General features: G+C 69.4%; 13 protein-coding genes. 5 read left to right on the top strand and 8 right to left on the bottom strand.

The features are described 5' to 3' along the window. Positions 1 to 285: 285 nt before the first annotated feature. Together ABNF97_RS14235 and ABNF97_RS14230 are read left to right on the top strand one after the other, a co-directional pair. Complete coding sequence (locus ABNF97_RS14235) at positions 286 to 576, top strand: type II toxin-antitoxin system TacA family antitoxin (protein WP_349338806.1); 291 nt, start codon at positions 286 to 288, stop codon at positions 574 to 576. Further along, a complete protein-coding gene (locus ABNF97_RS14230) occupies positions 573 to 1,091 on the top strand; it encodes a GNAT family N-acetyltransferase (protein WP_349338805.1) in 519 nt (172 codons plus the stop codon). The genes ABNF97_RS14235 and ABNF97_RS14230 overlap by 4 nt, the downstream gene beginning before the upstream one ends. A 95-nt stretch (positions 1,092 to 1,186) precedes the next feature. Here the strand turns inward: ABNF97_RS14230 and ABNF97_RS14225 are convergent, their stop codons facing one another. Together ABNF97_RS14225 and ABNF97_RS14220 are read right to left on the bottom strand one after the other, a co-directional pair. Next, the gene (locus tag ABNF97_RS14225) at positions 1,187 to 1,387 is read right to left on the bottom strand and encodes a DUF397 domain-containing protein (RefSeq protein ID WP_349338804.1); all 201 of its coding nucleotides are present in this window, start codon (positions 1,385 to 1,387) and stop codon (positions 1,187 to 1,189) included. Continuing rightward, the gene (locus ABNF97_RS14220) at positions 1,384 to 2,253 is read right to left on the bottom strand and encodes a helix-turn-helix domain-containing protein (RefSeq protein ID WP_349338803.1); all 870 of its coding nucleotides are present in this window, start codon (positions 2,251 to 2,253) and stop codon (positions 1,384 to 1,386) included. The genes ABNF97_RS14225 and ABNF97_RS14220 overlap by 4 nt, the downstream gene beginning before the upstream one ends. Before the next feature lie 169 nt (positions 2,254 to 2,422). Between ABNF97_RS14220 and ABNF97_RS14215 the strand changes: the two genes are divergently transcribed. After that, positions 2,423 to 2,746, top strand: a complete 324-nt coding sequence (locus ABNF97_RS14215) for a hypothetical protein (RefSeq protein ID WP_349338802.1) — start codon at positions 2,423 to 2,425, stop codon at positions 2,744 to 2,746. A gap of 3 nt (positions 2,747 to 2,749) precedes the next feature. On the opposite strand, the gene ABNF97_RS14210 is transcribed toward ABNF97_RS14215, so the two are convergent. The 6 genes from ABNF97_RS14210 to ABNF97_RS14185 all read right to left on the bottom strand — a co-directional run bounded on the left by ABNF97_RS14210 (position 2,750) and on the right by ABNF97_RS14185 (position 8,204). After that, positions 2,750 to 3,232, bottom strand: coding sequence for a DUF6232 family protein (locus ABNF97_RS14210; protein ID WP_349338801.1), 483 nt, complete (start codon positions 3,230 to 3,232; stop codon positions 2,750 to 2,752). Between the two features lie 107 nt (positions 3,233 to 3,339). Further along, positions 3,340 to 4,278 (bottom strand): carbohydrate ABC transporter permease, encoded by a 939-nt coding sequence (locus tag ABNF97_RS14205; protein WP_349338800.1) that lies wholly within the window; start codon positions 4,276 to 4,278, stop codon positions 3,340 to 3,342. Next, positions 4,275 to 5,237: a carbohydrate ABC transporter permease gene (locus ABNF97_RS14200; protein ID WP_349338799.1), complete on the bottom strand. Its 963-nt coding sequence runs from the start codon at positions 5,235 to 5,237 to the stop codon at positions 4,275 to 4,277. Before ABNF97_RS14200 ends, ABNF97_RS14205 begins: the two co-directional genes overlap by 4 nt. A 20-nt stretch (positions 5,238 to 5,257) precedes the next feature. Next, on the bottom strand, positions 5,258 to 6,577 hold the full coding sequence (locus tag ABNF97_RS14195) for an ABC transporter substrate-binding protein (protein WP_349338798.1): 1,320 nt from the start codon (positions 6,575 to 6,577) through the stop codon (positions 5,258 to 5,260). A 188-nt stretch (positions 6,578 to 6,765) separates the two neighbouring features. Further along, positions 6,766 to 7,644: a hypothetical protein gene (locus ABNF97_RS14190; RefSeq protein ID WP_349338797.1), complete on the bottom strand. Its 879-nt coding sequence runs from the start codon at positions 7,642 to 7,644 to the stop codon at positions 6,766 to 6,768. 86 nt (positions 7,645 to 7,730) lie between these two features. Further along, positions 7,731 to 8,204, bottom strand: coding sequence for a DUF6232 family protein (locus tag ABNF97_RS14185; RefSeq protein ID WP_130466234.1), 474 nt, complete (start codon positions 8,202 to 8,204; stop codon positions 7,731 to 7,733). A gap of 167 nt (positions 8,205 to 8,371) precedes the next feature. Here ABNF97_RS14185 and ABNF97_RS14180 point away from each other — a divergent pair, with 167 nt between their 5' ends. Beyond that, positions 8,372 to 9,145 (top strand): enoyl-CoA hydratase-related protein, encoded by a 774-nt coding sequence (locus ABNF97_RS14180; RefSeq protein ID WP_130464473.1) that lies wholly within the window; start codon positions 8,372 to 8,374, stop codon positions 9,143 to 9,145. Positions 9,146 to 9,296: 151 nt separating this feature from the next. Further along, a complete protein-coding gene (locus ABNF97_RS14175; protein ID WP_349338796.1) occupies positions 9,297 to 10,919 on the top strand; it encodes an acetolactate synthase in 1,623 nt (540 codons plus the stop codon). Positions 10,920 to 10,954 lie beyond the last annotated feature (35 nt).

The following is a 10,954-nucleotide window of genomic DNA, read 5'->3' as shown; positions in this document are numbered from 1 at the left end:
CCGGCGGTGGACCATGCGCTGGAAGGCACCGTTGAACGCCTTCCAGCTCGCCTTCGATGGCCGGCTCACCCCGGCCAACGACTGACCACCTCAACAACCAAGATCAGCCGTTAACTTGACAGACCCCGACCCGCGTCAGCCTGCGGCACCTGAGCGGGCACGCCAGCCGCTGGTCGACACCTGCTGGTGGCTGGGCGGCCATCCCGGCCTCGGTCGGCTTCTGTAGTGCCGGTCGTGGTGTCAATCGAGCTTGCCTCTGGCGTACGTTGTGCGTACGCTCTGGGGGTGAGTGCGAAAGCGGAGCGGCTGCACCTGCGGCTGGATGAGCAGCAGAAGGCGTTGCTGGAAGCGGCTAGCGAAGCGGCCGGGGACAGTGTGTCGACGTTTGTGTTGAAGGCGGCGACCGAGGCGGCGGCGGATGTGCTTGCCGACCGGCGGGCGTTCCTGCTGGACGAGCAGGCCTGGCGGGTCTTCGATGAGGCGTTGCAGGGCCCGGCGCAGGATGTCGCCGGGCTGCGCGAGCTGTTGACTGGTCCGACGGTGCTTGACCCGCCGGCCGGCGGTGCGGCGCGGTGAGTTCTCGTTTCTCGCCGGCCGAGGCGCTGTCGGCCGGGCATGCGCTGGCTGGGTTCGACTGCGGGTCGCGGGCGCAGTCCGTGTGGCTGGTCGAGCATGCCTTGCAGGCCCATCGGGCGGGGTTGTCCCGGGTGTACGTGGTGCGGGACGCCGACCACCCTGATCAGCGGGTGGCCGGCTACTACGCCCTCGCGGCGGGCAGCGTTGCTCCGGCCGATGCCTCCCCGCGGCTGAGGCAGGGCGCCGGCCGCTACCAACCGGTGGTGATCCTGACCCGGCTTGGTGTCGACCGATCCGCCCAGGGCGTCGGGTTGGGTCGGGCCCTGGTGGTCGACGCTCTGCGGCGGATCGCCACAGCCGGGGAGGTCATCGGCGTACGGGCAGTGCTCATCCATTGTGAGAGCGAAGCCGCCCGCGACTTCTACCTACGGCTGGCCAAGTTCGAGGCCAGCCCGACCGACCCGATGCACCTGCTGCTGTTGATGAAGGATCTGCGCCGCGCGCTCAACGGCTGACAATCTCACGCCGATCGTGCGTGGTTGTCGTCCAGGTTGCCGTCACCGTTGCCGTCAAAATGATCGGTGGGGCCGCCGCAGCAGCCGCGACGACATCAACGCGGCGCGGACCCGAGTACGGCGACGAAGCGCGCCCAGGCCGGCCCTGCGAAGGCGAGGACAGGGCCGCCGGAATCCTTCGAGTCCCGTACCCCGACAGTCCCGCCTGCGATCCGCACCTCGACGCAGGCCGCGTTGTTGGAGCTGTAGGTGGACTTGAACCAGTCCCGCTCGGGAGTCTGCTCGGTAGGGGTCACGTCATCTCCTCGGCGATTCGCCGGATCAGTGCCAGCGACTCGTCCGAGCTTAACGCGCGTTCCAGGGTCTCCTCGAAGGTGATCACGTAGTCGGCGACCCGAGCCGACTGGTCGATGATGTCGCTGGAGGTCAGGATCTCCTGCCAGACCAAGTCGGGTAGCCGGGGCGAGGGAAAGGAGAGGATCTGGAACGGCCCGCCGAGCGCCGGGTAGGCGCCGGCGGTGAAGGGCATCACCCGGATCTGGACCTGCTCCGGTTGCTCGGTGACCAGCGCGGCGAGGTGCTGGAGCTGCTCGCGCATCACGGCTGGCCCACCGATCTGCTGCCGCAGCACGCCTTCGCCGAGCACCGTGGTGATCCTGATCGGGTTGTCACCGGTCAACCGCGTCTGCCGGGCCATCCGGGCGGCGATTCGCCGGTTGACCTCGGTGAGCCGCACGTAGGTGTTGCCGCCGCGCATGACCGCACGGGCGTACGCCTCGGTCTGCAGCAGACCGTGCAACAGCTCGCTGTCGTAACTGCGGATGTGATCGGCGCCGGCCTCGTAGCCGAGGAACCGCAGGAACTCGGCCGGGAAGAGTTGCGAGTACTGGTGCCACCAGGCCCGCCCGGTGGCGGCGACCCGGAGCCGTTCCAGCTCGGCCGCCTCGTTCGGCTCGATTTCGTAGACCTGCACGAACTGGGCCAGCCGGTCGACCGGAAGCTTGACCCTGCCGGCTTCCGCACCCGACACGTACGCCTGGGTGATGCCGGTGGCCCGACCGGCCGCGACAGCGGTCATGCCCAGCTCCTCTCGGCGCTCGCGCAACCGGATGCCCAGCTCCCACGCCTGCACCGTCGGCGACTCCACCGGGCTCGGTTTCACCCGACGCGACCTCGACGACCCTCCAGACGACCCGGCGCTCATCACGACTCCTCCTGCCGACAAGGATGATGGTCGATACTACGCAGACCATCTTCTGTTTGTCACTCCCTTGATATAAACGCGATCTTCGTCAATGCTGAACGGGGTGACCAGTGACGAAGGAGGAGCGATGTCCAGCACAGGCAGATGGGTCTTCGAGGAGCCGGCGGTCCGGCACGCGTTCACGCTGTCCCAGGTCGTCGGCTCGGGCACCCGCGACGAGCGCTACGACCTGCTCGGTGTCGTCGAGGTCAACGTGGGTCACCGAGGCCCGGAGCCCTTGGCCGAACATCTCCGGACCTGGGCGGTCGCCACGCTGACCGCCGGGGCGTACGGGTTCGGTCGCTACTACGCCTCGCTCGGCCTACTCGACGAGGACGGCGAGCCGGCGCAGGTCGTCGCCGAGGAGGACATCGACTGGTCCGGCAGCACTGTCCTGGTCCCGGCCGGCTGACCGTCACCGTTCTGGGCTGTGCTGCTCGATGGCGCGCTGGATCGCCCGGTAGATCTGCCCGAACCGCAGCGCGTCCGAGCTGCGCAGCAGCATCACCTCCTTACCCCGGTACTGCACCCACAGCTCCTGGACCTTCGCACCGCGCTCGTACGACCGGTCGAGCCAGTAGAGCGGCACCTCCAGGAACGGGAAGAGCGCCAGCGCACCGACGACGCAGACCGCCAGCACGATCGCGGCCAGCTTCCACTCGCCCCGGTCCTGGGCCGAGTACGCCAGCGACAGCACGCAGACCATCACCACCAGCGGCGGAATCGAGAGCAGGAAGATGAGCACTCCTCGCCCGGCGAGCCGTCCCCTGGTCCGGGCGGTGCCCCGGCCTCGGGCGTGCCAGAGGTAGGACACCTCGGCGATCGGCACGCTGTGCCCGTTGACGTGGATGGTCTCGGAGGTTACCCGTACCGTGTCGTCCCGGTAATAGAGCGTCACCGTTCCAGCAAAGCGCGGCGCCCGCTGTCGGCGCCACCGCCGCAGACGGTCGGATTCGGGTCAACCCGAGCGGCAGTCCGAGGATCAGCCCTCGCCGGCGCCGAGGATCAGCCCTTGTTGGCACCCAGCGTCAGCCCGGCGACGAACTGCCGTTGCAACACGAAGAAGACGATCAGTGTCGGCAGCGCGACCAGGATCGACCCGGCGGCCAGCAGGTTGTAGTCGGTGAAGTAGACCGACCGGAGGTTGTTCAGCGCGCTGGTCACCGGCAGTTTGTCGCCGGTGGACATCAGCACCACCGCCCAGAGGAAGTCGTTGTAGATCCAGGCGAACTCCAGGGTGCCGAGCGCGCCGAGCGCCGGCCGGACCAGCGGCAGCACCACCCGCCAGTACTGCCGCCACACCCCGGCCCCGTCGACCGTGGCCGCCTCGATCAGCTCGCGCGGGATGGTGTCCATGTAGTTGCTCAGCACGAAGACGCAGAACCCGGTCTGGAACGCGACGTGGATCGCGATGATCCCCCAGTACGAGTCGTAGACCAGCTCCGACGGCCAGCTCATCCACCAGGGCAGCGGAATCTTGGTGTACATCAGGTAGAGCGGGGTCAGCACCACCTGCTGCGGCAGCAGGTTGCCGGCGGTGAAGAGGATCAGCAGCATCCGGCCGCCGGGCAGCCGGCGCCGCGAGATCAGGAACGCCACGAACGAGGCGAAGAAGAGCGTCAGCAGCACCGCCGGCACGGCCACCAGCAGCGTGTTCAGGAAGTGCTGCGGCAGGTTGCCGCCCTGCCACGCCTGCACGTAGTAGTCGAAGTTCAGTGTCTTCGGCAGCGAGAAGTATCCCTCGGCGGCGGTCTCCGCATACGGCCGCAGCGAGGCGTAGAGCGGCAGCAGCAGCGGCACCAGCCAGCCCAGCGCCATCGCCCAGAGGAAGACCCGGATCACCCACCGCCATGGGCTCACCGGCCGCTTCCGACGCGGGCTGCCCGGCCCCGTCGCCCCGCGCCGCCCGGTGGCCCGCTCCTCGACACCGACCCCGCTGCTCACCTCTCCTCCTCCCGCCGGAAGACCTGCACCAGGTAGACCGCGATGAAGCCGGTGGAGATGAGCAGCAGGATCACCGCGATCGCCGACCCGTACCCGATCCGGCTGGCCTCCCCGACGATGTTGTCGGTGACCAGCACCGAGAGCAGCTCCAGACCATTGCGCCCCCGGTTGATCGCGTAGACGATGTCGAACGCGCGCAGCGCCTCGATGACGGTGATCACCAGCACGATCACGTTGACCGGGCGGAGCGTCGGGAAGACCACCCGGAAGAAGGTCTGTACCTCGTTCGCCCCGTCGATCGACGCCGCCTCCTTCAGCCCGGGGTCGACGGCCTTCAACCCGGCCAGGTAGAGCAGCATCACGTATCCGACGTGCCGCCAGCCGACCAGCAGCAGCACCGACCAGAGGTTGATCGACGGGTCGCCGAGCCAGTCGACCGGGTTGTCGGTCCGGCCCAGGATCGCGTTCGCCGCACCGTAGTCGCGGGAGAAGACGAGCTGGGCGATGAAGCCGACCACCGCCAGCGAGAGCACCACCGGCAGGTAGAACGCGGTCTGGTAGAAGCGGGTGAACCGCATCTCCCGGTCCAGCAGCACCGCCAGGAAGAGCCCGAACGGCGTGGCGACCAGGCCGAGGAAGGCGAGCCAGATCAGGTTGTGTCGGACCGCCGGCCAGAACGGCGGATAGTTGCTGACGATGTTGACGTAGTTCTCCAGCCCGACCGGCCGGATCTCGGTCAGCCCGTCCCACGAGGTGAACGAGAGCCCGATCGAGGCCAGCGTCGGACCCCAGATCAGCACCAGGTCGAGCAGGAGCGGCAGGCCGAGCAGCAGCCCGATCACCGCGATGTCGCGCGGTGTGAACCGGCCGATCCGGCGCCGTCGACGCCGGGCCGTCGACCGGGGTACGTCCGCAGCCCGCCCAGCCTGGTCCGGCGGTGCCGTCGGGGTCGGAGTCACCGGCGACCTGTCCTCAGTCCTCAGGAGGCGAAGATGGTCTTCTTCTGCGACTCGATCCGGCTACACAGCCCGTCGATGTCGTCCGGCTTGTTCAGGAAGCTCTGCAACGACGGGATCATCACCGTCGAGGCGAAGTCCGGCCGGGTGTCCCGGTCGAGGAACTGGGAGATCTGCTTCGCACCGCCGACCAACTCCACCGCCTTCTTCTGCAGTGCGCTGTAGCCGCTGGTGTCGGCGCCGTTGTGCGTGGCGACGTTGTTCGGGTCGGACTTCAGGTAGGTGTTCTGCGCCTCGGCGCTGGCCAGGTAGCGGAGCAGGTCCTTCGCCCCGTCGAGGTTCTTCACCTTGCTGGAGATCATGAAGCCGTCGATCGGCGCCTCGACCGCGTCCTGCCCGTGCGCCTCGACGATCTGCGGGAACGGGAAGAAGTCCAGGTCGTCCGCGATCTCACCCTGGAACTGCTGGCCGACGAACATGCCCAGCAGGTACATCCCGGTCTGCTTCTGGCCCAGCGACTGCGCCGCCTCCTGCCAGGTCCGCCCGTTCGCCCCCGGCTGGCAGAACGGCAGCAGCTCCCGCCAGAGCGTGAAGACCTGCTTGACCCGGCTGTCCTCCCAGGACTCCTTGCCGGCCATCAGGCTGACGTGGAAGTCGTACCCGTTGGTGCGCATGTTGATGTAGTCGAAGGTGCCCATCGCGGGCCAGCCGTCCTTGTCGGCCATGGCGATCGGAACGATCCCGTCCGAGCGCATCTTCCCGGCCAGCGCCTTGAGGTCGTCCCAGGTCTTCGGGATCTGGTAGCCCTTCTCCTGGAAGAGGCTCTTCCGGTAGAACATCGCCCACGGGTAGTAGTAGAACGGCACGAAGTACTGCTTGCCGTCGGTACCGGTGGAAGCCTGCTTCATCGCGGCCGAGAAGTCGCCGCCGATCGACTGCCAGATGTCGGAGATGTCGGTGGCCAGCCCCTGGGCGGCGAAGTACTGCATCCGGAACCCGGAGAACCAACTGAAGACGTCGTCCGGCGTCGCCTGGAGGTAGCGGGTGATGTTCTCCTGGAAGGTGTTGTGGTCGACGGTGTTGATCTTCACGTCGAGCCCGGAGTTGGCGAGCACCTCGGCGAGCGCCTTCTTCGGCACCTCGTCGGAGTAGTTGGAGCCGAAGGTCACCGTCCCGCCGCTGCCGCCCTCGGTCGGCTTCTCACAGCCGGCCAGCCCCACGGGCAGGGCCAGCGCACCGGCCGCATACGCGGCACCGCCGAGCAGGCGGCGCCGGTCGAGCGTGTGGCGCGCGGAGCGGGAGGCCGCAGGCGGAATGGCCGGGCCGGACGGGAAAGTCGCCATCGTGTCTCCTCGCGCCGCTGCGGGTGGGATCGACGCCGCTTCACAGCGGCCTATCGAAGCACGAAACCTGCTCGCAACAGTAGGAGGGCAGGCGGAAGAGGGTCAAGAACTTAGATCAATTGGTACTGGATCGACCGGGACGCGTCCGCGCTCGCCACCAGCGAGCTGGCAGCGCCGGCTGGCGGCGGCTATTTGCCGAGGACGTCGTCGACGGTGGTGGCGTTGCCGGCTCGGCGTAGCCAGGTGTCGAGTTGGGTCAGGTCGGTGCAGGAGAGGATCTGCTCGCGGGCCTCGGCGGGTACGGTCACGCCGCGCCCTTCGAGCACGGTCAGAATCGCCCGGGCCTCACCTCGCGCCTCGCCCTGCTCTTCGTGTCGGGCGGCGAGTTCTCGCAGTAGTTCGCTGCGGTATTCGTAGCCGGCGGTGGTGGTCATGAAGGCCTCCCAACGGGTCCGGGCTGTTGCGGGCAGTCCGGCCAGTACTACGTCATAGTACAAGATCGCGGTCTTCGGATTGACTGAGCGAAGTGCTGCCATCAGGGCGGGGAAGGTGGCTTCGACCTGGGGGTCGTGGCCGTGGCAGATGGCGGAGAGGACGGCGAGTGCGGGGTTGGTTCGGGCCAGGTCGACATCCACGACCAGTGGTACGTCGCTGGGTGTGAAGATCAACGGTCGTAGTGACAGGCTCAGTCCGTCGAACTCGAACAGGCTGCGGTAGCGGCGGGCGGTTCGTGGGTTGGGGCAGTAGACCAGTAGGGCGGCGTCGACGTTCAGTTCGGCTTCGAGTTGGGCGACGTAGAGCTTCCAGGTGCGTCGTTTGGTGGCGTCCCAGCGGCGTTGGATTTCGAGTACGACGGCGAGGAGTGGCTGGTCGGTGGGGTCGCAGTAGAGCAGCATGCCGTCTGCGTGGTAGGTGCGGGGGACCAGGACTCGTACGTCGGTGGGGTATGGGCGGGCGTGGTGGTAGTCGGGGACCTTGACGTTGAACACGTGCGTGAGTAGCCAGGCGACCAGGCTCGGGTCGAGTTTTGCCAGGGCGACCGGGGACTCGTGTTCTGCACTGGGCATGCGGGCACGTTACGAGACGGGTACGACACCCGACGTGACGGTTCACGGCTAGTCGGCGCTTTCGCCGGTCAGCGCGTTCCCGTCGGTCAGCGGTTGCGGGTGGGGGTCGCGGCCTGCTCGACGGCGCGTTCCAACGCCCGGTAGACCTGGCCGAACCGCAGGGCGTCGGCGGTGCTCAGCAACCGGACCGGCACCCCACGGCACTGCGCCCAGATCTCCAGGCGGTGCGCGCCGCGCGCGTAGCTGCGGTCCACATGTTCGAGCAGGTAGTCGGCGATCGGGGCGGCGGCCAGCCCGACCAGCACCGAGACGCCGACGATCGCGATGGTGGCGGTCGGCGAGGTGTGCAGGCGTACCGCGATCAGGATGCCGAGCGCGGCGGCGACCAGCGGGCCGGCGAGCCCGGCCAGCAGCGCGCCCCGGTTGGCGAGGGTTCCCCAGGAACGGGCGCCCCGGACGTGCCAGACCCGGGCGATCTCGACCAGTGGATATGCCCGACCGTCGACCCGGATCGCCTCCGAGGTGATCCGTATCGTGCGGTCGTCGTAGTAAGTGGTCATCGCCGTTCCGTACGTGGTCATCGTCGTTCCGCTCGGCCGATTCCGACGTGCTCAGCGTATCGCCCGAACGGTACCCCGCAGGGGCCGCGCCGAATCCACACCGACCTGCCGGGGGTGGCCGAACGCCCGTTAGGGTGAGCCTCGCGACTGCGACGTGGAGGTGGGCTGTGGGCGACTTGGTCCGGGTGGACACCAACGAGGGCATCGGCACGATCCGGCTGGACCGGCCGCCGATGAACGCGCTGAACACCCAGGTTCAGGAGGAGTTGCGCGCCGCCGCCAGTGCGGTCTCCGCCGATCCGGACGTCCGCGCGGTCATCGTGTACGGCGGGGAGAAGGTCTTCGCGGCCGGCGCCGACATCAAGGAGATGGCCGACATGTCGTACGTCGACATGGCGCAGCGAGCCACCGATCTCTCCAGTGCGCTGGGTGCGCTCGCCCGGATCCCGAAGCCGGTGGTCGCGGCGATCACCGGGTACGCGCTCGGCGGCGGCTGCGAACTGGCGCTGGCCTGTGACTGGCGGGTGGTCGCCGAGGACGCGAAGCTCGGCCAGCCGGAGATCAAGCTCGGCATCATCCCCGGCGCGGGCGGCACCCAGCGGCTGGCCCGGCTGGTCGGCCCGGCCCGGGCCAAGGACCTGATCATGTCCGGCCGGATGGTCGACGCCGCCGAGGCGCTCCGGATCGGCCTCGCCGACCGGGTGGCTCCGGCCGACCGGGTCTACGCCGAGGCGGTGGCGCTGGTCCGGCCGTACCTGACCGGCCCGGCGCAGGCGCTGCGGGCGGCGAAGCAGGCCGTGGACGGCGGGCTGGAGATGGATCTCGCCTCCGGGCTGGCCTGGGAGAGCCAGCTCTTCGCCGCGCTCTTCGCCACCGACGACCGCCGGGAGGGGATGGCCGCCTTCGTCGAGAAGCGCCGCCCCGACTTCACCGGTCGATGATCGCCGTCCGGGACAGGTGAGTGTTGTTCATGTGCTTTCCGACCGGCCGGTAACCTCGCAGGAACCCCGCCGAGGAGCACGAACCCCGGTGGGCGAGCGGCGGGTACGGCGGACGAGCACGAACCACGGCGGACGAGCGGCGGGAGCGGCGATGACGGAACGGATCGAAGGACACGGCGGCGACCTGGCCCTGGCGGCCCTGCGGGCGTACGGCGTGCGGGAGATGTTCACCCTCTCCGGCGGCCACGTCTTCCCGCTCTACGACGCGGCGCACCGCACCGACTTTCCAATCTACGACGTCCGGCACGAGCAGTCGGCCGTCTTCGCCGCCGAGGCGGTGGCCAAGTTGCAGCGCCGGCCGGGACTGGCCGTACTCACCGCCGGTCCCGGGGTCACCAACGGGATCTCCGGGCTGACCAGTGCCTTCTTCAACGCCTCCCCGGTGCTGGTGCTCGGCGGACGCGCCCCGGCCTTCCGCTGGGGCTCGGGCAGTCTCCAGGAGATCGACCACGTACCGCTGGTCGCCCCGGTCACCAAGCACGCGGCCACGGTCCTGTCGACCGACGACGTACCCGGTGCGGTCGCCGGGGCGCTCGACACGGCGCTGACCCCGCACCGGGGCCCGGTCTTCCTCGACCTGCCGCTTGAGGTGATCTTCTCCACCGGTGACGCGGAACCGCCGACCGGACCGGCGATCGCACCCGTCGAGCCGGACCCGGACGAGGTGGACCGGGCGGTCCGGCTGATCGCCGGGGCCGAACGTCCGGTGATCATCGCGGGCTCCCACGTCTACGCCGGGGACGCCGTCGAGGCGCTGCGGGCCGCCGCCGAGGCGCTCCGGGTCCCCGTCTTCACCAACGGGATGGGGCGGGGCGCCCTGCCGCCCGGTCATCCGCTCGGCTTCGCCAAGGCCCGCCGGGCCGCGCTCGCCGGCGCCGACCTGGTCGTGGTGGTCGGTACCCCGCTCGACTTCCGGCTCGGCTTCGGTGACTTCGGCGACGCCCGGGTGGTGCACGTCGTGGACGCGCCGAGCCAGCGGGCCCGGCACGTCGAGCCGGCGGTGAGCCCCGCTGGCGACCTGCGGCTGACCCTGACAGCCTTCGCCGAGTACTCCGGTGACCGCACCGAGCACGAGTCGTGGATCGACGGGCTGCGTACCGCCGAGGAGGCCGCCCGGGCCAGGGACGCGGCGGCGATGGCGGCCGAGACCGACCCGATCAAACCGGCCCGGGTCTACGGCGAGCTGCGCCGGGTGCTCGCCCCCGACGCGGTCACCATCGGCGACGGCGGCGACTTCGTCTCGTACGCCGGGCGCTACCTGGAGCCGGCCCAGCCCGGCACCTGGCTCGACCCCGGCCCGTACGGCTGCCTCGGCACCGGCATGGGCTACGCGATGGGGGCCCGGGTGAGCTACCCGGACCGGCAGATCTGCGTGCTGATGGGCGACGGCGCGGCCGGCTTCTCGCTGATGGACGTCGAGTCGCTGGTCCGGCAGAAGCTGCCGGTGGTGATCGTGGTCGGCAACAACGGCATCTGGGGCCTGGAGAAGCACCCGATGCGTGGCATGTACGGCTACGACGTCGCCGCCGACCTCCAGCCCGAGCTGCGCTACGACCAGGTGGTGAGCGCACTCGGCGGTGCCGGCGAGACGGTCGCGAAGGCGGCCGACCTGGGCCCGGCGCTGGAGCGGGCGTTCGACGCCGGGGTGCCCTACCTGGTCAACGTGCTGACCGACCCGGCCGACGCCTACCCGCGCTCGTCCAACCTCGCCTGACCCTGACCCTGACCCCGACCCCGACCCGGCCGACG

The sequence above is a fragment of the Plantactinospora sp. B6F1 genome, assembly GCF_040120695.1.
In the GTDB taxonomy this organism is placed as follows: domain Bacteria; phylum Actinomycetota; class Actinomycetes; order Mycobacteriales; family Micromonosporaceae; genus Plantactinospora.
This window is presented reverse-complemented; position numbering and strand designations above follow the sequence as displayed.